General features: G+C 44.4%; 20 protein-coding genes and 1 riboswitch. Of the genes, 5 read left to right on the forward strand and 15 right to left on the reverse strand.

Going from position 1 to position 22,760, the window contains the following annotated elements:
• Positions 1–81: 81 nt before the first annotated feature.
• Together J7E32_RS13205 and J7E32_RS13210 are read right to left on the reverse strand one after the other, a co-directional pair.
• Complete coding sequence (locus J7E32_RS13205) at positions 82–1,179, reverse strand: sugar ABC transporter substrate-binding protein (protein WP_214907994.1); 1,098 nt, start codon at positions 1,177–1,179, stop codon at positions 82–84.
• Between the two features lie 103 nt (positions 1,180–1,282).
• A riboswitch (SAM riboswitch) is annotated at positions 1,283–1,390 on the reverse strand.
• A gap of 151 nt (positions 1,391–1,541) precedes the next feature.
• Positions 1,542–4,286, reverse strand: coding sequence for a dynamin family protein (locus J7E32_RS13210; RefSeq protein WP_214907996.1), 2,745 nt, complete (start codon positions 4,284–4,286; stop codon positions 1,542–1,544).
• 375 nt (positions 4,287–4,661) lie between these two features.
• Between J7E32_RS13210 and J7E32_RS13215 the strand changes: the two genes are divergently transcribed.
• Positions 4,662–5,171 carry a hypothetical protein gene (locus J7E32_RS13215; protein WP_214907998.1) on the forward strand — a complete coding sequence of 170 codons (510 nt, stop codon included), beginning with the start codon at positions 4,662–4,664 and terminating at the stop codon, positions 5,169–5,171.
• A 51-nt stretch (positions 5,172–5,222) separates the two neighbouring features.
• Here the strand turns inward: J7E32_RS13215 and J7E32_RS13220 are convergent, their stop codons facing one another.
• The 7 genes from J7E32_RS13220 to J7E32_RS13250 all read right to left on the reverse strand — a co-directional run bounded on the left by J7E32_RS13220 (position 5,223) and on the right by J7E32_RS13250 (position 11,287).
• Complete coding sequence (locus J7E32_RS13220; protein WP_286183202.1) at positions 5,223–5,441, reverse strand: hypothetical protein; 219 nt, start codon at positions 5,439–5,441, stop codon at positions 5,223–5,225.
• 88 nt (positions 5,442–5,529) lie between these two features.
• On the reverse strand, positions 5,530–5,727 hold the full coding sequence (locus J7E32_RS13225) for a hypothetical protein (protein ID WP_214908001.1): 198 nt from the start codon (positions 5,725–5,727) through the stop codon (positions 5,530–5,532).
• Entirely contained in the window at positions 5,720–6,247 is a 528-nt protein-coding gene (locus tag J7E32_RS13230) for a QcrA and Rieske domain-containing protein (protein WP_214908003.1), read from the reverse strand. Before J7E32_RS13230 ends, J7E32_RS13225 begins: the two co-directional genes overlap by 8 nt.
• Positions 6,248–6,265: 18 nt before the next feature.
• Positions 6,266–7,006: an Mrp/NBP35 family ATP-binding protein gene (locus tag J7E32_RS13235; RefSeq protein ID WP_214908005.1), complete on the reverse strand. Its 741-nt coding sequence runs from the start codon at positions 7,004–7,006 to the stop codon at positions 6,266–6,268.
• A 435-nt stretch (positions 7,007–7,441) separates the two neighbouring features.
• Positions 7,442–7,993: a 4Fe-4S dicluster domain-containing protein gene (locus J7E32_RS13240; protein WP_023625614.1), complete on the reverse strand. Its 552-nt coding sequence runs from the start codon at positions 7,991–7,993 to the stop codon at positions 7,442–7,444.
• Positions 7,994–8,007: 14 nt separating this feature from the next.
• A complete protein-coding gene (gene fdhF / locus J7E32_RS13245; protein WP_214908007.1) occupies positions 8,008–10,137 on the reverse strand; it encodes a formate dehydrogenase subunit alpha in 2,130 nt (709 codons plus the stop codon).
• A complete protein-coding gene (locus J7E32_RS13250; RefSeq protein ID WP_286183205.1) occupies positions 10,118–11,287 on the reverse strand; it encodes an MFS transporter in 1,170 nt (389 codons plus the stop codon). Before J7E32_RS13250 ends, fdhF begins: the two co-directional genes overlap by 20 nt.
• A 401-nt stretch (positions 11,288–11,688) precedes the next feature.
• On the opposite strand from J7E32_RS13250, the gene J7E32_RS13255 reads away from it, so the two are divergent.
• Positions 11,689–12,678: an NADPH:quinone oxidoreductase family protein gene (locus J7E32_RS13255; protein WP_214908009.1), complete on the forward strand. Its 990-nt coding sequence runs from the start codon at positions 11,689–11,691 to the stop codon at positions 12,676–12,678.
• Between the two features lie 53 nt (positions 12,679–12,731).
• Here J7E32_RS13255 and J7E32_RS13260 read toward each other — a convergent pair whose 3' ends face one another.
• From J7E32_RS13260 to J7E32_RS13285, 6 genes are all read right to left on the reverse strand, one after another.
• Entirely contained in the window at positions 12,732–13,358 is a 627-nt protein-coding gene (locus J7E32_RS13260) for a histidine phosphatase family protein (RefSeq protein WP_214908012.1), read from the reverse strand.
• A gap of 153 nt (positions 13,359–13,511) precedes the next feature.
• Positions 13,512–13,955: a threonine/serine exporter family protein gene (locus J7E32_RS13265; RefSeq protein WP_214908014.1), complete on the reverse strand. Its 444-nt coding sequence runs from the start codon at positions 13,953–13,955 to the stop codon at positions 13,512–13,514.
• 15 nt (positions 13,956–13,970) lie between these two features.
• Complete coding sequence (locus J7E32_RS13270) at positions 13,971–14,729, reverse strand: threonine/serine exporter family protein (RefSeq protein ID WP_214908016.1); 759 nt, start codon at positions 14,727–14,729, stop codon at positions 13,971–13,973.
• Positions 14,730–14,841: 112 nt separating this feature from the next.
• Positions 14,842–15,993 carry an MFS transporter gene (locus J7E32_RS13275; protein WP_214908128.1) on the reverse strand — a complete coding sequence of 384 codons (1,152 nt, stop codon included), beginning with the start codon at positions 15,991–15,993 and terminating at the stop codon, positions 14,842–14,844.
• A gap of 362 nt (positions 15,994–16,355) precedes the next feature.
• Entirely contained in the window at positions 16,356–16,955 is a 600-nt protein-coding gene (locus J7E32_RS13280) for a DUF421 domain-containing protein (RefSeq protein WP_214908018.1), read from the reverse strand.
• A 102-nt stretch (positions 16,956–17,057) separates the two neighbouring features.
• Positions 17,058–17,513 (reverse strand): OsmC family protein, encoded by a 456-nt coding sequence (locus J7E32_RS13285; protein WP_214908020.1) that lies wholly within the window; start codon positions 17,511–17,513, stop codon positions 17,058–17,060.
• Positions 17,514–17,738: 225 nt separating this feature from the next.
• Here J7E32_RS13285 and J7E32_RS13290 point away from each other — a divergent pair, with 225 nt between their 5' ends.
• The 3 genes from J7E32_RS13290 (at position 17,739) to J7E32_RS13300 (ending at position 22,697) form a co-directional block, all read left to right on the forward strand.
• Entirely contained in the window at positions 17,739–19,073 is a 1,335-nt protein-coding gene (locus tag J7E32_RS13290; RefSeq protein WP_214908022.1) for a S8 family peptidase, read from the forward strand.
• Positions 19,074–19,235: 162 nt separating this feature from the next.
• Complete coding sequence (locus J7E32_RS13295; RefSeq protein WP_214908025.1) at positions 19,236–20,888, forward strand: M20/M25/M40 family metallo-hydrolase; 1,653 nt, start codon at positions 19,236–19,238, stop codon at positions 20,886–20,888.
• A gap of 150 nt (positions 20,889–21,038) precedes the next feature.
• The gene (locus J7E32_RS13300) at positions 21,039–22,697 is read left to right on the forward strand and encodes a glutamine--tRNA ligase/YqeY domain fusion protein (RefSeq protein WP_214908027.1); all 1,659 of its coding nucleotides are present in this window, start codon (positions 21,039–21,041) and stop codon (positions 22,695–22,697) included.
• Positions 22,698–22,760 lie beyond the last annotated feature (63 nt).

The following is a 22,760-nucleotide window of genomic DNA, read 5'->3' on the forward strand; positions in this document are numbered from 1 at the left end:
AAAAAGTCGCTATAAAAATATTTTTTTCGCTATAAAAACTTCCATACCATCAATCCACTACCATATTCACTGCTTCTTTTCTTACTTTTTATAGTGATCCTTCAACCTTTCCATCCAATCTTCCAAAAATGCGTCTGATTTGCCCCAGCCTTCGATGATTTCAGCTAAATTGACCATGTTCACCGGATTTTTTGACTGCTGCAGCTGTTCCTGTGAAATCAGTGAGGCTTCAAGGTCATATGTTGCTGGTGTTTCTTCGCCAGCCAGCTTTTTCGCCAGCAATCTCATATTCACTTCTCCGATCAGCTTTGGATCAACGGCGGCAGTGTATTTCCATGGGCTATTTTCTCCCTGGATTTCCTGAAGGTCGGCATTGGATACATCGATTCCGTAAATCTTGATTTCATCTCGGCCAGCTTCTTTGATCGCACGAGCCGCGCCAATCGCAAAAGCATCCCATGTCGCGAAAATCGCATCAATTTCTCCTTTTGGATGCTTGTTCAGCATAGCGGACACTGCATTTTGTGTCTGAACGCTTGTATCGGCTGCAGCCACTCCGAATCTTTCAACCTCTTTAATTCCCGGGTTCGCCTTCAGTGTTTCCTGGTAAACTTTATTTCTTCTGACCATTGGCGGGAAGCCATCGACCCATAGGTAGACAATATTCGCTTCACCATTTTGGTCTTTCACAAGCTGGTCCAGCGCCTGTGTTGCAAGTGCTTCATCATCCTGGGATGTAAGTGTGACTCCTTCTACTTGAGCCAGATCCGGATTTGAATCGAAGGTAACAACGCTCTTACCTTTTTCAACTAATTTCTTAACATCATCTACAGTTGCTGCGTCATCGCCATGGGAAATGATGAATCCATCATAGTCCTGCTGGAGGCCCTGGTTGATTGCGTCATGGAATTTGGCTGTATCCCCATTCGCTGTAAAAACGTCTACTTTAAAGCCTAGTGCTTCACCTTCAGCCTTTGCTCCGGCTAAAAATTGTGCCGTATGGTCATCTCCGCCAATTTTGCGGATCACTTTGATTTTAACTTCCTCGCCTTTGGCAAATCGCTCCGGCACTCCTTCTACCGGACCGCTGGCCGTCTTCGTCTCTCCGCCTCCGCAGCCAGTAAGCAGCAAAGCAGAAGCTACTGCACCTAAAAATACTTTTTTAATTCCATCTTTCATCTGATTCTCCCCCTTTGATTGATCTGCATTACTAAACCAAATAAAAAAACCTCTCCAGAAAAGAGAGGTTTCAAACGCAGTAGAATACAAAGGTCGGATTCCTCTCTTATCTTTCAAAACAAATAAATGTTTTGCAGGATTTAGCACCAATTCCGGTTGGAACGGTTGCTGGGCGTCACAGGGCCAGTCCCTCTGCCACTCTTGATAAGAGAATTTCTTTATTAAGTTAATGTTGCAAATCGATAAATCCCACTTTAAACTCCTATACTCATATTGTCAATATTATTATGAAAATTTAATTATATTCTTTTTTCCGTTTCAAACAAAAAGGAAAATCCCAAATCGGAATCTTCCTTTTTCGATTAGCCTCTGCCTGCCGCGGTCATCCATTCGTACTGGCGTAGTTTTACTTCATAAAGTGTTAATGGATCACGGTACAGTTCAGGATTGATTCTCATTTTTTCAAGTTCGTTCTTTCCGTACTCGATTTCGGATTTTGCTTCTTCTACTGCTCCTTCAAGAACGTTGAATGGGTTTTTGAAGAACAGATTCACATCACGTTCAATCGATTTTTCGAAAATCTCGAATTGCTGCAGAAACCTTTTCGCAATGGTTACGCCGATTTCATAATAATCCTCAGTCTCGAGATAGGTCTTGTATCTGTTATAAAGCATCGCATTGTTTTGCGGCAGTACTCCGAGCAGCTTGCCAGCGCTTTTCAAGAAGAACTGCTGCGGCGTCGAGCGGTTCATGATGTTGACCTTTTCATAGTGGACCCCGTTCGTCATCCGGTCGGCATCGCGGCGCCAGTCATCTAATACTCTGAAATCACAGTCCAGGCTAATCCTTTCATCTCCATACATGGAGTTAAAACCCTCGGCCATTTCATTTAAATAGTTTTGGCTTTGGTCGAATTCGTCTTTCGAATGTTGAATCCAGCCTTTCAAATCTTCATGGAATTTCGGCAGTACGCTTCCATCGAGATATTCCTGGATTCTCTTGTTCATATCTTCGTCCATTTCAGCATGGATTTTTCCGAAATCACTGTCCTCCGTCACCAATTCCGAACAACCACGCAATACTTCAGGAATTTTCTCAATGATTTCCGCACGGGTTTCATCTTTAATTTTTCGGTATGACTTCTGAATAGAACTTGACTTCTCTTCTTCAATATCTCCCAGCTGGTTGATGGCACCGTTAAGCTTGCTCACCATATCTTCGTTCCAGCTGATTGATTCCATATGGTTATTCTCGATTTCAATCCGTTTATCAAGCAAATACGTGATTGCCCGTCTGACGAAGAATTGCAGTTTTGCCGTACGCTCCTGCTCAAAGTCGACTGTGCTTCTGTTTGTTCGTATGAAATCAGAGAAATCCCTCAGCTGCTTGCCTTTATCGTAATTAGATGAGAAAGCAAACATTTTAGAATCAGGATAATACTGGCTGATTTCAGCCCATGTTTGGTCAAAAACATCTACTGCCTCCTGCTGGCTGTATATCATATCTATTTTGTTCAGCAGGAAATGAACAGGCAGATTCGGGAAGTACTCTGAAATTTTCGCGAGGATTTCCCTTTCTTTTTCCGTAAAAGGATCATTCGCATTGAGCACGAAAAGCAGACTATCAGCAAATCTCAAGTAATTGTACAATGGATGCTTGTCATAGTTATTACTGTTGATCCCTGGAGTATCAATCAATGCCAATTCGTGTTCCCGCAGGAATGGGAACTCTGCCTTGAAATCAATGATTGTCTCATTCTTGTGCGTCTGACGGCGAACTCCTGACGCTTCCTTGAAGTCCTCAATATCCGTGATTTGGCGGACGTCTGTATCCGTTATTTCCTGGATTTCCGGGTTCTCTTCATTCTTGAAACGGATGACAGCAGCAGTTGGTGCCGTGATCAGCTCTTCCCCAACAATGGTATTGACGAATGAGGACTTCCCATTGCCAGTTATACCGGCGATCAACAGATTATGAACATTGGATTCCTGCAGGTCCTGGACCATCCACTTGATCCTGTTGCCGACCTCTATCTCATGATTTTCCGCCCATTCAATGATCGTCTTGAATAGCTGCATGCTATCCTCATAGCCATTATGATACTCGCGTGAATTCAGCACAAGATTTTCGGCATCGTGAATCGCGGACGAGGTGATGGTCCCTGGAAATACTTCATTCCACGCAATAATAGATGATGCTGATACAAGGCTGTTAACAGGGCTTGTGATTTTCAGCCAATTGGTAAGCAATTCAGGAATCAACGGTGAAATTTCCTTAATCAAACGATCGCCGTTAATCAATTCGAAATATGTGTCCTGGTAGACCGCTGACAGATGGGTCCAGCCATCTTTTAGATTGCCGTCCATCCCGCTGAACAATTGGTTGAATTCCTTTAGCCATGTCATGTAAGAACTTTGTCCCTTATAGCTTTCCCACAGGGATACTGCCAACTGTTCAAACCGGCTTCTGTCCACCTGGAAAAGAACAGATAATGCTTCGTTAAAATAATCTGGTGCGAAACGTGCAGTATGTCCCTGTTCTACATATTGATTCAAAACGTCGAACCACTTAGGCGAACCTGTGCGCACACCTTCATTGACTGCCAGCTCGACTGCATTGTCCCAGTCATGATGCTCTTCAAAGAAAGCACGGGCAATCTCCGTTACGCCAGGATAATCCGGATCAAGCGCCACTGATTTCTTGATGACCGCAATCGCTTTTTCAAGCTTTACCTGCTCTATGTAGAGAGATAAAAGCTGTAGGCCACTTTCGATTTTAAGAACATTGCTCTCTGTTTCAATCGACAGGTACAGCTCCTCCGCGGAAGTAAGCAAACCAAGCTCAAGAAATGCATCACCCATGTTCTTTTTCGCCCAGGGCTCGAATTCATTCGTAATGTTCTCCCACTTAAAAATCGCTGCTTCAAAATCTTTATTGTGAAAATATACCTCTCCCTGAGCAAAACGGATATACGACAGATCCGGCATATCATTCTTCTGCTCTTCAAGGTAAAGCTCCCCGAGAACACGAACAGGATGTGTCCTGTTTCCTGATTCCATATAAGTTTCAAAATACGACTTTTTGATTAATTGCTCTTCAAATGTCATGACTTTCCTCCGACTTCTTTATAATATCAATCCAAAAAAAGAGCCTTCGGACTCCTTCAGGCATAAAAAATTGTTTTAACTGACTCTACTTTTTCCCTTTGCCGGCTTGCCATCAAACCTTATCATTGTATTCTATCAAACTATTTTTCATTCAATATTTCAGCCAGCTTTCAGTTTTGCAACAAGCACTGCAAAATTTGTAATCTTTTTAATAAATGACCCAGTTATTTGCCAGTTGCTGTCGAATGATGCCGCTACCTATATCTTTCGAACTATATCCGGATTTTATGGGGACTTAATGAAGTTTGTCACACCGCAGATAGGGCAAAATCATTATAATGAAGGTAACAAGTCGACCGAATAAAGGAGATTATTATGCTTATTTTGAAACTTATGGGTACTCCTCTAGAACATATTAAATCACAACATATCAAAAACAAGTCTGTCATGAGGAACAACAAAACGCTTGCTACAATCAAGGAAAGTGGAAACGAAGTTGAATTCCAGATCGATCCATACCTTGACCTTGATGAATTTCAATTTTTACGGGATATAATCATGGAGCTCAGCTATGGAAACGAAGACGCCATCGATGAAAGAGACTGCCAGCTAGGTTATTTGGAGAATGGTGAGAAAGCTTTTTTGATTAAGAACTGGGAAGAGTGGAAGGTATTCTTGATGAAAGCCAAGTTAAGGACACTTGAAGGCCAGAACGTTCAGGCCTTGAATCCAGAAGGCGAAGAACTCGGATCAGGCCTGCTGGCTGAGTATGAAATTGCTGAAAGCCCGTTCCGGATCACAAGCTGCACATTGATCACCCTTTTCGGTGAAAGGAAGTTTGAAGGGGAAAATATTAGGATTGTCCCGACTAACCAGTTTAGCTAAAAATAACTCACACCTAAAGAAAAGCAGCGGACCAATTCCGCTGCTTTTTCATTATTCTTTATTCAACTCATCAATGAGCTGTTTCGTCCGTTTTGCATTACCTTCAGCGAAGTTTTCAAGGCGTTCCTTTAGTTCAGGATCGTCGTGGACTCTTTCAGCTGTTATTAAGTAAGTACGCATCAAATCTTCTTCAATCTCAACGGAATTTTCAAGTACTTCCTCGATTGATTTTTTTTTGCTGTCGTCATGAAAAAAAGAATGGGAAACCACGTTCATACCTCCCTTTTTCAGCCTCTTTCTTAATGTTTGGTCAAACTTCCATTAAGAAAGGAGCTCTTCTTTTATCATCGCCACCAGCTTACTTTTTATACTCTGCCTTTCTCCAAATGAAGAAGGCCGTTGTTGCCAACAGAGTCGAAATCAACGCGACAATCACCGCACCATATACACGCTCATCTTCTTGGCCATAATAGCCTTCGATGGCATTGGATAGCGAGAACACGTTAATGGCAAGGAACAGGAAAATCGAGAAAAAAGCAATTCGTTTTTTATCCATGCCTTACTTCCCTCCCTACTGCAAACACCTTGCCATCCTTGATTTCAAGCAGGATCTTCGGAAGTTCGCGCTGCGGCGGCCCTGCCATTGGCTGGCCGCTGTCTACATTGAAATAACCTTTGTGACAAGGGCACAGCAAGACATTTTCCTTATGCTCATAAAAGACTGGGCATTGAAGGTGAGTACATTTATTATTGTACGCGACAAACTTGTCCTCCGGTGTCCTCACCAAAATGGCCGGTTCATTCTTCGTCGGATAGTTGAAGTTCCTGGATTCCCCAATCGCCAGGTCTTCGATATCGGTGACTTCCACCCGCTTCACTTCACCGTTTTCATCGCGCAGGAATGTGAAGATCCCGAATGGAGTCGTTGCCAATCCGATGGCAACTGTTGCCCCGAACGAAGCTTTCAAAAACGCTCTTCTATTCAAATGGACATCGTCTTTCCTGTTCAGATTATCGATCAGCTTGATCATATCTTTATCATCTTCATGATGGGTCTGTTTTTTATCATCACTCATAGCCAAATCCTCCTGTTCCTAGAGCTGAAACTTAGCATCGATTTTTTCTGCCAGGTTTAGATATTCCTTGAATAGCGGTGTGTTTTCCTCTGCAATCGCAGGTGTCTCACTATTCTCATCCGCTTCCTGAATTGGCAGCTGTCCCAGCAAATCTGTACCCAGCTGTGCTGCAAGCTCCTCGCCGCCGCCTTTGCCAAAAATGAAATATTTCTGGTCACTGTCTTCAGGCTTGAAATAAGACATATTTTCGACTACACCGATGACTTCATGCTTGCTCTTGATCGCCATTGATCCTGCACGCTCTGCCACGAAGGAAGCAGCTTTATGCGGTGTTGTTATGACGATTTCCTTGCTCTGTGGAATCATCAGGTGCATATCAAGCGCAACATCTCCCGTACCAGGAGGCATATCTAGAATGAAATAATCCATCTCTCCCCACAGGACGTCTTCTGTAAAATGCTGAATCATTTTTCCGAGCATCGGGCCGCGCCACACAATCGGTTCATTATCCTTCACAAGGAAGCCCATTGACATCACCTTGATGCCATGTGCCTCAACCGGAATGATTTTTCCATTGAACGTCTTAGGTTTTGCATCTATATTAAGTATTTTCGGTACACTGAATCCGTATATATCAAGGTCGATGATCGCAACGGACTTGCCAAGCTTTTGCAGCGCGAGCGCAAGATTCACTGATAAAGAAGACTTTCCAACTCCACCTTTTCCGCTTGTCACCGCCAGCACATTTCCTTTTAACATGTTAAGCACCTCTTTTTTAGGATGGGGTATTTATTCCCTACCTTATATCAAATTAGTTGAAACCCAACTGGAAAAAATCGTTGAAAATTTCCAAGTCGCCAATATAATTTTATTTTCGCCAATAAGTTGGTGGTTTTCGCCAATAAAATCCGATTTTCGCCAATAAACTTGTGAAAACCGCCAATAAACTCAGATTTTCGCCAATATCGTAATAATCGATCTAAAAACAGAGCCGGCCCTAATGAACTTAGCGCTCTTTTCCGGCCGGCTCCATTTAATTATCCTGTGAAAACTTATACTTACTTCGAGAATTGTCCAGCTTCAGCGCCTAGCCCCTCGAGACGCTTCGGTCCGCCCAATGAAGTCAAAGAACGACTTCACCGGTCGGCCCTCCAGCGCTTGTCGGGGCTGACCAAGGCGCTTCCGCATTTCTAATTATGATTGTGAATCAGTATAAACTCCGAAGAATTCAGGTACGTAATCCCATTTGTTGCCCTCTTGCGGCTTTTTGCCTTCAACCAGGTTCATCTGGGTACGTTTTCTGCGCAATTGCTGCATTTCATCGAAGTCGATGAAGCGGATTGCATCACTCGGACAAACAGATGCACACATTGGCGCGATATCATGACGGGTTCTGTCATAGCACATATCACATTTGTACATTTTGTTCGTCTCGAAGTCGAATTTAGGAATACCGAATGGGCATCCGAATGTACAGTTGCGGCATCCGATGCATTTTTCTTCCATCGCAGACAGCACGACGCCTTCATCCGTGATCTGGATGGCGTTGGCAGGGCAGACACGCGCACATGCCGGGTCTTTACATTGCATGCACAGCATCGGGAAGGTCTGGCGAGATTCAGTGAAGTCAACGTATTCTACATAGTTCCGTTCCTTGGCATCATGGTCCCCACACTCACGGCAGGCTGCCTGGCAGGCACGGCATCCTATACAGCGCTCAAATTCTAGATACATTATTTTATTCATAGTGGCCGTTCCTCCTATTTAGTCAGTTTTTCAAGCTTTACAGCACAGACTTTAAATTCAGGCATCCTTGAGAATGGATCCAGTGCCGGGCTGGTCAATTGGTTGACTGCCAGCTTCTTGCCCCAGTGATAAGGGACGAACATTGTGTCTTTGCGGATTGCTTTTGTTATTTTAACCGGTGTGATCATCTCACCACGCGGTGTGGAAAGCTTCACTCTTTCACCGTTTTCAATTTGATACTTGCTTGCCAGTTCTGGGTGCATTTCTACGAATGGCTCAGGGCATTGCTCCATCAGGAAGTCAACGCGTCGTGTCTGGTTACCTGATAAGTAATGGAAGACAACGCGGCCTGTTGTCAGCCATAAAGGATACTCGTTTGATTGAACCTCTGTAGGTCCCCTGAAATCGCAAACTGCAAGATTTGCTCTTCCATCTTCCGTAGCAAAACGCTCCTGGAAAATGGATGGAGTTCCCTTGGAGTCTTCTGTCGGTGCCGGCCAGAAAACGCCGTCCTGCTCGTCGATTTTTTCATAAGTTACACCGTAGTAATCAGCCTTGCCGCCTTTTGAAGCGTGGCGAAGCTCGTCAAAAATCTCTCTTGGTTCGTTGTAATCGAAGTACTTGCCTTTACCTAGACGTTCAGCGATCATGCTCATGATTTCCCAGTCCGGCTTCGATTCTCCAATTGGATCAACCACTTTACGGATACGGATGACACGGCCTTCGATGTTTGTAGTCGTTCCTTCGTCCTCCGCCCAAGTCGTTGCTGGAAGAACTACATCTGCAAGCTCAGCTGTTTCTGACATGAAGAAGTCGTTTACGACAAGGAAATCAAGCTTCTCTAGTGAATCCTGGACATAGTTGATGTTTGGTGATGAAACAACCGGATTCGAACAGATGACATGCAATGCGCGGATTGTTTTGTTCTGCATCAGGTGGAACATTTCGTATGCGGAAACGCCTTCCTTCGGCATTTCTTCTGGTTTGATGCCCCAAACTCCTGCCACATGCTCAACATCCTTAGGGTTGGCGATTTTACGGTATCCAGGAAGCGCGTCTGCTTTCTGTCCGTGCTCACGTCCGCCCTGTCCGTTGCCCTGTCCTGTAAAAGTTGCTACGCCTGATGCGAATTTGCCGATTTGACCTCTCAACAATGCCATTGATGTATAAAGACTTACATTATCAACGCCTGAAGTCTGTTGTTCCGCACCGCGTGCGAACATGACGACAGAGCGTGGTGATTTACCGAAAATGTGCGCTGCCTTGATGATTTTCTCAGCTGCGACACCTGTAAGCTTTGATGTATATTCTGGCGTGAATTTCGCCGTCATTTCTTTTAATTCTTCAAAATTGTTGCAGCGTTCCTGGACATATTCATTATCCACGTAATCATGCTTGATTAGGAGGTGCATGATTCCGTTCGCCAAAGCTGAATCTGTTCCTGGAAGCAAGTCTAGGTGTACGTCAGCTACACGTGCTGTTGCAGTTTCACGCGGATCAGCTACGATTAGCTTCGCGCCTTTGTCCTTCGCCTTCCAGAACCACTGAATGCTTGTGGGATGGCATTCCGCTGTGTTGGAACCTGCCATGAAGAAAGTATCCGTGTGCTCAAGCTCAGTCCAAGGAAGCGTCGAACCACGGTCCATGCCGAGTGTTTTGTTGAAACCTCCGGCAGCAGAGCTCATGCAGTAACGGCCGTTATAGTCAATGTAACGAGTTCCAAGGCCGACACGAGCGTACTTACCAACAAGGTAGCACTTCTCATTTGTCATCGACACGCCGCCGTAAACTCCCACCGCATCTTTTCCGTAGTTTTCCTGGATTCCTTTGTATTTGCTCTCGATCAAATCAAGTGCTTCGTCCCACGTTGCTTCTACGAACTTGCCGTTCTTTTTGATCAGAGGAGTTTTGATTCGGTCTGGGTGATCGATCGTCTGGTAAGCAGTAACCCCTTTAGGACACATCTTCCCTTTTGTTAAAACCCAGTCATAACGCGGTTCTACACCGACAACCTTGTTATTCTTTTCATCAACGCGGATGTGCATGCCGCACTGCATGCCGCAGTAGCAGCAGTGAGTTGTGACTAGTTTTTCACCTTTGCGGATCTGGTTCTTTACGCCTTCTTTAACGAGAAACTGGCTCATCGATTTTTTCCTCCTTTGAATCCTGGTCAAGTCCGTAAAATTCTTCTGAACGCTTTTTGCTGAAGCCTGATATGTGAATACCGTTATTTGTATTTACCGGTCCGTATGGATTGCCTTTTGGTGCTTCAAGATTCATCTGTTTCAATGCTCTCATCCTGCGGCGGCAGCCTGTGCAGTAGTCTGACAGGTAAGTGCCATCTGCAAGCTGAAGGTCGAAATTCTGGCTTTTTAAAATAGCCTGGACATCCGCAATCTGGTCATCATTGCTGTATGGCTGTCCGCAGCTCTTACATGATTTCGTATCCACTTTGACCACCTCTTGATAACTCATTGGAACTGCTGTAGCCAGCGGCCTGATTGGCACGTGGAACAGTTTTCCGAATGGGAAGTACATCAGCATGATGATGACTGTAACCTGGTGGATCAGCGACATATAGTGGTGCATCCAGCCATCAAGGAATGTGTATTGAATTGTCAGGATCAAGCCTGTTACTGTTACTGCCAAGAGAATGATCAATGGCAGAATGTCGAACTCGAATCGCTGGGTTACTTTTACGTCATAATCAGTGATGCGTCGGTAGAGGGCCATTCCCGCTCCGATCAAAACCATGATTGCCCCGATATTCAAACCGTTATAGACGATTTCAGCGAAAACTCCGTGAGCAGCCATCGTGATGGTCGGCATGTCGAACACGATGATCTGGTATGTTTCCGGGTCAATCAGGTCGAAACGCATCCAGCCGAATGTAAGCCCAAATGTGATTGCGAATGAGATGATGCAGCCCCAGGAAATCATGAAGTGCTGTATTCCTCGGTAGATCCCGCGCTGGAAAATGAATTTTTGCAAAATGATATTATCGATTAAAGTTTTAACTAGTGCTTTTGAATTTCGTTTCAATCTTTCTTTATTAAAAAGGTTATCAACACTTCGCTTTGCCACCCTGTTCGTGGCTTTTCGCCACATCCAGAAGCTCATCCTGATTGTTAAGCCAATCGCAAAGACTGCTGATGAAATTGCATATCCCAGAAGCGCCATATCGATATGGACAAACCTCGATGTTGAATACCACATTGAGAAAAACAAGACCATCACAACGACAAAGGAATACATGCTTGTTTTGGAGTAAAAAGATCTCTCGAATTTGTACAACTTTGCTACCTCCCTGTAAATCGTTCCCGATTTCAAAATTCATCTTATCATGGAAAAACAGTCTAAATAGGATTAAATTGTAAACACTTTGTGAATAGTGAAAAATTGATTTAATAATGTTTAGAAGCCCTAACCTCCACGGTGTACCTTACTTATCTAAATCTTAAGGGAGGCAGATTAAAAGATATGTGAAGTCCGTCACACCAGATTAAGTGGACACAAAATCGTAATATATTCGTGATGGACTTAACATTTCGGAAGTTGGTATTAGGCAACAACAAAAGTCATATTCAGCCTTTTTAGTGAATGGTAAAATGATGACCTTGAGTAAGTTGAGTTATTAGAAGTCCGGCATGCTTATGCCCTATACTGAAACTATCAAGCTAGAAAGGTTGGGAGTTATGGACAATTTCAAAGCTTTTATGGTGAACAAGACAGATAATGATTTTTCAGCAGAAGTAAAAACGGTTGGACTGGAGGATTTGCCTGCTGGTGATGTGGTGATCAAGGTTGCCTATTCAAGCGTCAACTTTAAAGACGGGCTTGCGAGCATTCCGAATGGCAAGATTGTCAGGTCCTATCCATTCATTCCTGGCATCGACCTTGCCGGCACGGTTGTCCGTTCAGATGACAGTTCCTTCAAGGAAGGTGATGAAGTCATCGCCACCAGTTATGAAATAGGGGTTTCCCACTATGGAGGGTTCAGTGAATATGCCCGTATCCCATCAAAATGGATCGTGCCTTTGCATAAAGGATTGAATTTAAGGGAAGCCATGGTTTTCGGAACAGCCGGTTTCACTGCAGCATTGTCCGTGCACCGACTGGAAGAGAACGGACTTACTCCAGAGAAAGGGAAGGTTCTCGTTACAGGAGCAACCGGAGGAGTTGGCAGCGTCGCTGTGGCGATGCTGGCGAAAAGAGGGTATCACGTCGTTGCCAGCACAGGGAAAGCTTCCGAACACGAATACCTTCGCAAAATTGGAGCTAAAGAAATCATCAGCCGGGAAGAGCTCGTTGGTGAAAAGACAAAGCCTCTCGATCAGCAGCTTTGGGCAGCAGCCGTGGACCCCGTCGGCGGGAAAACTTTATCTGCAATCCTCAGCAAGCTTGAATACAATGGTTCTGTCGCAGTCAGCGGTTTGACTGGCGGAACAGATGTCCCAACAACTGTTTTCCCGTTCATACTGAGAGGAATTAACCTACTTGGCATCGATTCCGTGTACTGCCCAATGGCGACGCGAAAGCTTCTTTGGCACCGAATGGCAACCGACTTGAAGCCAGAGGGGTTATTGGAAACGATTGAAAACGAAGTGTCATTAGAAGAATTACCTGGCGTCCTGGCCAGCATCTTAAAAGGTGCGAACCGCGGGCGAACAATTGTAAAAATGTAAAAAAAATCCCGAACCCAGCAGACTGGATTCGGGATTTTTCACAAGAATAATGATTAATTTTGTGCTGCCAGCTGCTCCACTTTTGCCAAGTGCCCGCAGTCGTTCAGGAACATCACTGCCTTTTGCCCGCCGTTCACCTTAAGCAAGTGGATTCCGGTATCTCCTGTAGGAAAATAAGTATCTGATAGAACTGGCAGATTCAAGAAAGCTCTTAACAGGTTAGAAATCATTCCGCCGTGTGAAACAATCGCGATTCGTTTCTTTCCTGCGCTTTCTGCAAGAATCTTTGAAAAAACTGTTTTGGCGCGGAAACGAAATTCAATTTCCGATTCACCCTCCTCAACGCGCTCATGAGGTTTCCTGCCTCCCTCTGGCTCCGGATAGCGGAGCTTTGCTTCCGCATATGGCAGCCCTGCCAAAACTCCATTATTAAACTCTCTCAAACTATCCTCTTCGATGACCGGAATTCCCGTTTCCTGACTAAGAATTTCTGCCGTTTCTCGAGCGCGTTTTAAAGTACTTGCCCAGATGACCTCAGGCATGTACTTCTCTTTTACCACTTTCGCCATTTCCTTCGCCTGCCTGCGGCCATGGTCCGTCAGCAGCAAATCAGCCCTGCCTTCATGCACCTGAAGGATATCCCCTTCCGACTCACCATGCCTGATCAATAGAATTTCCATGTCGTTTCCCCTTTTTAAAAAAGTATATTAAAAGTAATTCTGCATGTTCATGAAAATTCCTTTTAACGATGGTGGCATTTGGATTTTTTTTCCTGATTATACTCTTTTTTTTCCATAAAAAAATGACTCACATTTTCACATGAGTCATGTTCCTTATTTTACAGGACCAAGGCTTGACCTTCTGATTACCTGGTTAATAACTTCAGAAAAGACTAGTCCAACAGCGATTGCACCGGAGATCATCGAGGCTTTCGCTGCTAAAGACAAGGCAGTGCTGTAATCATTCTCCACGAAATTCCTCATTGCATCGTAGGCAAGACCGCCTGGTACCAGCGGGATAATTCCCGCTACACTAAAAATAATGATCGGCGTCCGGTAAGCCTTCGCGAATACCTGGCTGACAACGGCAATTAAAAATGAGGCCATTAATGTTGCAAAAATCGTCCCAAAACCATTCGTATCAAGCGCAAAATAAACCATCCAGCCTACCATGCCGGAGATGCCGCATTTAACCAATGATTCTCTCGGCGCGTTGAAAATAATACCGAACGCAGCGGACGCAATGAAACTCGTTATTAGCTGTTCAACATAAATCATCGCAATTTCTCCTGCCTATAAAAAAGATAAAATCGCCGCAATTCCTGAGCCAATCGCAAACGCCGTCAGCAGCGCTTCTGCTCCTTTTGATAACCCGGATACTAAATGGCCGGCCATCAGATCCCTGACCGCATTCGTGATCAGCAAGCCCGGCACAAGCGGCATCACCGACCCAATGATAATTTTATCAAGTTCCTGCCCCAGGCCAAATTTCACAAAAAAGAATGCTACCATCCCAATAAAGAAAGAAGACAGGAATTCGGCGAAGAATTTTACCGGTACAATCCTGTGAAAATAAACGACCAAGAAGAAACCAATACCTCCTGCTGCCATTGATGGCAGGAAGTCGAGCCAGCTTCCCAGGAACATAATTGTAAAACAGCCACTCGCAATCGCTGCTGCAAGGATTTGAATCATAAACGAGTAGGTCAGGTTGGCTTCCTCAATCTCCCCAAGGAGCTTGCAGGCTTCCTTCAAACCAACCTCGCCGCTGCTGATTTTCCGCGAAACGCTGTTGACCATCGCCACCTTCCTTAAATCGGTTGTGCGGTCAGAAATCCGTACGAGTTTCGTTCTCTCGGGGCCAACCCCTTCTACTGAAAAAATAATGCCGGTTGGGGTCACATAGCTGTGCGTCTTATCAATGCCGAACGCAGAAGCCATCCGTGACATCGTATCTTCCACCCGATATGTCTCAGCGCCGCTTTGAAGCATTATTTTCCCCGCTAGCATGCATGCACGCATCACTTCAAATGTTTGATCCTGATTCTCCATAAAAGTCCTCACTTACCAATTCGTACTGTCTAAATTTCTTTATCAGTTTAAATCAAAAGAGCGCCAATAAGCAACCATAGAAAAAACCAGCCCTTCACACAGGGCTGGCTTCTCAGGAAACAGCTTCCTCCGGCTGACGGTTAGCTTTTGTACGTCTCCCCTTTAAAATGGTCAGAACTAATGCTATTAAGATAAATCCACTGGATATCTGGAACAAAGTTCCCAGTTCAATATACTGGGCCAGGACGCCGAAAACCAACCCGCTTAAACCGATTCCCAGGTCAATGGAAGAGAAGAACATTCCATTCGCGACTCCACGTCGGTTTGGCGGTGTAATCGATAATGTCCAGGATTGCAAGGTTGGAATCAATGAACCGAATCCTATACCGAATAATACTCCAGCAACAGCAATCATCATATTAGAATGAGCAAATGACAGCACCCACATACCTGCAAATGTTATGGAGATTGTCAGAATAACGAGACCGATTGGTCCTTTCTGATCAAACCATTTTCCGGCAACCGGACGTGAGAGTGATGCAAAAATTGCATTACACAGGTAAAACAAGAATATCTGCTGTATCCCGCGTTCTTCGCCAAAAATGACAATGAATGTGACAATCGTTCCATAACCCAGACTGATCAACAACGTCAAGACCGCAGGGAACCAGCCAGATTTCTCAACAAGCGATCCAAGATATGTGAACTTTAAATCTTCTTTCTTCGTCTCTAAAACTTGATCAGGAGTTTGGTAGTGAACCGATGCAAGCAGCAGCAAGGCAATGACGCCAAGTACTCCCGAAAAGTAAACGAGGTTTTCAAAGGAAGTAACCTGGTATAAAAAGATTCCCAGACTAGGTGCTATAATCATTCCGATTGTTATCGAAAGACCAAAATAGCCCATTCCTTCCCCGAGCCGGGAGTTGGGTACAACATCCACTGCTGCCGTTCCGTTGACTGTTGTAGACCAGCCCCATGCAAGACCATGCAACAATCGAAACGCAAGAAAAATGATAACGACCTGAGACAGCGGGTATAGGAATGTAATCAACAGAAGCATCAGGGCACCGATCAGGACAAGCGGTTTACGCGCTTTGTATTCAAGCATAAATCCAATGAACGGCCGGCTCAAAACAGCCCCTATCGAGAAAAGTGCGGTAACAAGACCAATTTCCGTCCCGCTGGCACCGATTGATTTTATATATGGTGGCAATGTAGGAATCAGCATCTGGAATGACATAAAGATAAATAGATTCCCTACCATCAATTTGATGAACGAAGAGGTCCATAATGGCTCTTTTAATTGTGACAATGTATATCTCCCCTTTTCCTAAAAAAAGAAAAAAAATCTTCTGCAGAAGAAGATTTTCATGTGTATTTCGCATCTCTAAATAATAGCACAGCACACAGTATAAATAAAAGGGAAATTTTGTTTTATTGAGGCTGTTTTCGTAAGGATAGTTGTTAAAATCCTAAAGCCGATTTTAACGAATATATACCTATTTCGGAGGTCGGTATAAAGTTTACATGCTCTTTTCTCATAAAAAAGCGTCTTCTTTACAAGGGTAAACAGCTAATTCTATCCAATTTTGTCTTCAATAGCAACAAAGTTTGAGAAAAGAGCCTTTATTGAAGGTATTTAGGATGCTGCTGCTCATTTGATTTATTGAGTTCATCGAAAATGTCAGGCTTTGCCGATTCCGGCTTCTCGTCCATTTTCATGACCATTGCCGGTAGATAATCATTCAATATCTTTTTAAACTCTCCGACAGTGAGAGGTTTTGCGTCATCCTTCAGTTCATACCCAAGCTGGCCATTAGGTTCGATTGTTGCATATTTAACATCTTCCAGTTTTGTAATCCCTTTATTCCTCAATCTCATCTCCAACTGGTCAACTGTCAGCCTAAGCTTCTTCAAATTCTTGATATTAAGCTGCCCATTTTGGATGATGATTTTTGATTTCCCTGTGATGAACTTTTCAAAGAAATTAAATTTAAGCTGTAAATATTCCAGAATCACAATCGCAGCGACAAAGATTGCTGCCCCGGCAATCGCCTTCCACATGCTCTTTTGCACAATCGGCTGGACAATGATCGTTCCAAGTGAAATCATAACAACTGTTTGTGCCAATGTCATTTGGGAAATCGACTTCCTGCCTGCGATTCTCAATAATAGAATTCCTGATAAAATCAAAAAAGCCGTTTGCCATACAAAAGTGAAATTCATAAGCGCCTCCCAGAAAAATTTCTACCATTAATTTCTCCATTGGAGGATTATTTATGAGAATAAAAAACGGCACTACATGGAGCGCCGTCCTATAAACCCTATTTATGATGTTACTGGCTTTTCGATTACAATTTCTGTTCTGGTGACATTCACCGGATTTGAGATTGTATCATCCACCGGACATGTTTTCCCAATGAAATCTGCCAGAGCCCTGATGTTTTCTTCCGGAGATGGCGACTTAATATAGTAGGTATAGCGAATATCTGAATAGCCGCGGCGCACATCAGATTTGTTCATGAACCCGTCGGTATCAAGGTCGCCTTCCAATTCGACGCGGAAATCCTCTAATTCCACTCCAAATTTTTGGCTGTACACTCGGGCCACAATGGATTGGCAAGCTCCCAATGCTCCAAGAAGCATTTCTACAGGATTCATCCCTTGGTCGGTTCCTCCTAAATTGACAGGCTCATCAATCGTGATATGGAACCCCCTGGCCTGAACATCAACCTTCACCCCTTCTTGCAATGCAGCAGTGGCTTTGAAAATTTCTTTTGGCATGATATTCCCTCCTTTATATTTACACCTCCATTTTCCTCCTTTTTAAGCTGATTTCCTTCTTGAAATAGCCAATGACACAAAAGATTCATGATGTTTTGTACAGATTGTGAAATGATGAACATTTCACGAATCTAATATTTTCCCAACTTTATTTAGGTTTCTTGCTAACTTGCTTGGGATAAATAAAAATGTATGAATTTTCACACATTTTTAAAGGAGGAACATATGAAAAAGATCAGTATTTTTGCAGTAGCACTCGTGTTATTTAGTTTTATTTTATCCCCATCATTCTCCAGCCCAAAAGCATCCTTGCTTTCAGTTGAGCTTGACCCGAAGCTTGAAAGCCTGCTGGCTAATCCATTGAGCAATGAAGAAGTTGAACTGATCATCACTTATAAAGACATACCATTGCTTTCGGATATTAAGCTTTTAAAACTATTAGGTTTCGAGGTGAACCCTTTCAGCGAGCTTCCAATAGTGGCAGTTAAAGGGAAGATTGGCCTTGTCAATGAACTGCTCCTTACGGCAACCAATATTCTCTCGATTTACGCAAATGATGATCTGGAATATTTCCTTCGTGACAGCAGGGCGCTAATCGGCGCAGAAGCAGTTTGGAACGACCTGGGCTACACCGGGAAAGGAGTTACTGTTGCTGTAATTGACAGCGGCATCGATGCCACCCATCCTGATTTGCAGTACGGTGAAAAAGTTATCCAGAATGTGAAATTCGTTGTTGGTGACCTTTTCGGCAACCAGCCTCTTTACCTTGAGAACCAGTTAAACACAGACACCACCTCTGGCCACGGCACCCATGTTGCCGGAACAATTGCCGGTAGCGGGACCTCTAGCGATGGCCTATATAAAGGAGTTGCTCCAGACGCTAAATTAGTCGGGCTTGGCGTTGGTGAGGCGATCAATATTCTTTGGTCACTGGAAGCTTTTGATTATGCCATTAAGAATCAAGAAAAGTACGGAATCGACATCATCAGCAACAGCTGGGGTTCAACCGGGGAGTATTCTCCTGATCACCCAATCAATGTCGCTTCCAAAAAAGCGCATGACGCAGGCATGACCGTTGTGTTTGCAGCAGGAAATGAAGGTCCAGATGATAACACGCTAAACCCATATTCAGCGGCTCCTTGGGTCATAAGTGTGGCGGCCGGAACCAAGGATAAACAACTTGCCGACTTCTCATCACGCGGTGTGGCGGGAGATGAATACCTGCACCCTGATATCACAGCTCCAGGCGTGGATATCGTGGCAACCCGTTCTTCCACCGGCATTGTCATGAATCTATTAGGTACAGTCACCGATGTCTCTTATATCGATGGAGTTCATCTGCCTTACTATACAACATCAAGCGGCACAAGTATGGCTACACCACATATTTCTGGTGTTGTTGCTTTAATGAAGGAAGCTAACCCTTCTCTCAATCCGGATCTGGCACTCGACCTGATGATTCAAACCGCCGATCCAATGTCTGGATACCAGCTCCATGAAGTGGGTGCAGGCTATGTCAACGCCTATGAAGCAGTCCAAGCAGCCTCATCCAGTAAGTAACCACACTATCAAATAAAGGCAAGAAAAAATAAACCAGAATCCTCCTCGATACCGGGGAGGATTTTTCATGTGACAAATACCAGACTACACCTCTTGTATTTCCCACTAATATGGGTTACGTTTGAATCAAAAACCAGAATATTCGGAAAGGGGATGCTTTGGATGCTTGATTGCAGGGATGAGGTTTTATTTTATACGAAGCAGCTTGTGAACATCGGGAGCATTGTCAACACAAATGGAGAGAACGAAATTGCCCAGGCAATTTATACGATGATTTCATCGTTTCCTTATTTTATAGAAAATCCGTCACACGTCAGCAAACCGCAAACCCAGAATGATGTACTCGAACGATACAATGTCATGGCTTTTGTAAAAGGTACAAAAGGAAACAGCAACCGTACGGTCATTTTGATGGGACATCTAGACACAGTAGGCATTGATGATTTTACACAGCTGGCTGATTTGGCATTTGATCCGGACCAACTGCTTGTTGAGCTAAAAAAGGAAAAGCTGCCACCGCTTGTAAATGAACATGCGCAATCAGGTGAATGGATGTTTGGCCGCGGGGTTCTTGACATGAAGAGCGGCGTCGCTTCCAACCTTTATCTCCTGAAATACTTTTCTGAACACCCGGAGGAGCTCGATGGCAATCTTGTTTTTTTAACGGAGTGTGATGAAGAGGATAGTTCGTATGGAATCCTCTCTGCCGTCAAAGACCTGAACGTTTGGAAAGAAGAGCATAACTTTGAATATGTCGCTGCAGTCAATAGCGACTTTGTCTCACCAAGGTTTTCGGGAGATAAGAATCGCTATATCTATAAAGGGACTGTCGGAAAGCTGCTCCCTTCTTTTTATATTACAGGCTCGGAAACGCATGTCGGTTCCGCTTTCGAAGGCCTTGATCCGAACCTGATCGCTGCAGAATTGACGAGACAAATCGACTATAATCCTGACCTGTGCAATGAAGCATTCGGCGAAACGACGATTCCGCCGGTTTCCCTGAAGCAGATGGACCTGAAGCCTAACTATACGGTGCAGACGGCTCTGGCTGCTTATGTTTATTACAACTTCTTCATTCACTCCTGGACGCCAAAGGATGTTTTGGAAAAATTGAAGGAGCAAGCTCATATTGCTTTTGAAAAAGCATTGAAGCTGTACGAGGAGCGTTATCAGCATTTTTGCAAAATCAGCGGCGAGCCAGGCAGGGAGATTCAATGGAAGCCGAGGGTAATGACTTATGAAGACATGGAAGCTGAACTCATCAAAGTCCATGGCACTGATTACACTGCCCACATGGTGGAATTCAAGGATGACCTCCTTCTCGATGACAGCCTGGACCTGAGGATGTACGCAGCGCGGGTTGTTGAGGAAGCATGGAAATGGATGCCCGACCAGAGTCCGGCAATCATTATCTTTTACTCTTCCCTCTACTCGCCAAGGATTGAAGTGACTGATGAAACAGAGGATGAGCGAAACCTGGTTGAAGCCTTGGACAGTGCTGTCGAAACGGTACAGCCTGGCTACGATGAGCCAATCGTTGTCCGCAGTTTCTTTCCTTATATATCTGACATGAGTTTTGTCGCTTTGAGTGATGATGATGAAGCTTTGGACTTCGCTTCCCGGAACAATCCGAGCTGGGGGACGAAATTTTCCGTGGACTACCAGGAAATCCGCGAGCTGAATGTGCCAGTGATCAACATCGGACCTTACGGGTTGGACGCCCATAAACGATATGAAAGAATGGAAATAGACTACTCGGTTAAAATAGTCCCTAACCTGACATACGAACTCATTAAGAATGTTTTAGCCAAATAATCTGCAGGTGCCTTTTTTAAGGCACCTTTTTGATATTTCACTACTTGTTTTTCCGCTTTTTTCTTATTACTATATAGTTCAGTGGAAATATATTATAGTTATCATTAAAATAAAGATAATGAGACTGATCAAAGGAAAGGCTGATTACAATTGGAAGAAAACTCTAATTTTATAAAAACGATCATAAAGGAAGATTTGGAGAGTGGCAAGCGCGATAAAGTCGTGACTCGATTCCCTCCAGAACCAAACGGATACCTACATATCGGTCACGCAAAATCCATCGTCATCAACTTTGGGCTTGCTGATGAATTCGGCGGCAGGACAAATCTTCGTTTTGATGACACAAACCCATTGAAGGAAGACCAGGAATACGTTGATGCCATCAAGGAAGATGTAGAATGGCTGGGTTATGAATGGGAAGGTTTGTTTTTCGCTTCTGATTATTTTGATGAAATGTATGACCGTGCTGTCCTGTTGATCAAAAAGGGACTGGCATATGTCGATGATTTGTCAGCAGATGAAATCCGTGAATACCGTGGCACCCTTTCCGAACCTGGCAAGGAAAGCCCTTACCGAGATCGTTCAGTTGAAGAGAACCTTGGACTGTTCGAAAAGATGCGCAACGGTGAATTTGCCAATGGTGAAAAGGTATTGCGTGCAAAGATTGATATGTCATCACCGAACATCAACTTGCGTGACCCGGTCATCTACCGAATTTCCCATGCAACACACCATAACACAGGCGACAAATGGTGCATCTATCCAATGTACGCTTTTGCCCATCCGATCGAGGATGCGCTCGAGGGTGTTACCCACAGCTTGTGCACAACCGAATTCGAAGACCAGCGTCCGCTTTACGACTGGGTTGTTCGTGAGTGTGAAATGGAAGCAACGCCTCAGCAAATCGAATTTGGCCGCCTGAACCTGACAAATACGGTCATGAGTAAGCGCAAACTGAAGCAGCTAGTTGAGGAAAAGTATGTTGATGGCTGGGATGACCCTCGCCTGCCGACGATTTCCGGCTTGAGAAGACGAGGTTTCACACCTGAAGCGATTCGTGAGTTCGTAAAAGCGGCTGGAGTTTCCAAAGGCTACTCGACTGTTGACGCGCAAATGCTTGAGCACTTTGTACGCGAGGATCTTAAACTGAAGGCTCCGCGTACGATGGGAGTTCTTCGTCCCTTGAAAATCGTCATCACGAACTATCCCGAAGGCGAAGTGGAATGGCTAGATGCCGACATCAACCCAGAGAATCCGGAAATGGGAACCAGGAAAATTCCATTCTCCCGCGAGATTTATGTTGAGCAGGATGATTTCATGGAAAACCCTCCAGCGAAGTACTTCCGTCTCTTCCCTGGCAATGAAGTCCGCTTGAAGCATGCTTACTTCATCAAATGCAATGACGTAATCAAGGACGAAAATGGCGAAGTGGTTGAGCTTCACTGCACATATGATGTAGAAACAAAGAGCGGATCTGGCTTCACTGGCCGCAAGGTAAAAGGAACTCTCCACTGGGTAGACGCAACACATGCGCTACCAGCAGAATTCCGACTGTATGAGCCGTTGATTCTTGATGATGAAGAAGGAAGCGCAGACGAAGCTGAGAATAAATCATTCCTGGATCAGGTCAATGAAAAATCCCTGGAAATCGTGAACGGCTTCATCGAGCCAAACATGAATGACGCCAAGCCGCAGGACAAATTCCAGTTCTTCCGCCACGGCTACTTCAACGTCGATCCGAAGCACACAACAGATGATAAGAAAGTTTTCAACCGCATTGTTTCGTTGAAAAGTTCGTTTAAGCTTTAATATTTGGTTTAGTGACCTCCCCGGGTATGAGTTAGGATTCGGGGAGGTTTTTGTTTGCTGCTG

The sequence above is a fragment of the Bacillus sp. ISL-55 genome, assembly GCF_018613155.1.
Taxonomy (GTDB): domain Bacteria; phylum Bacillota; class Bacilli; order Bacillales; family Cytobacillaceae; genus Mesobacillus.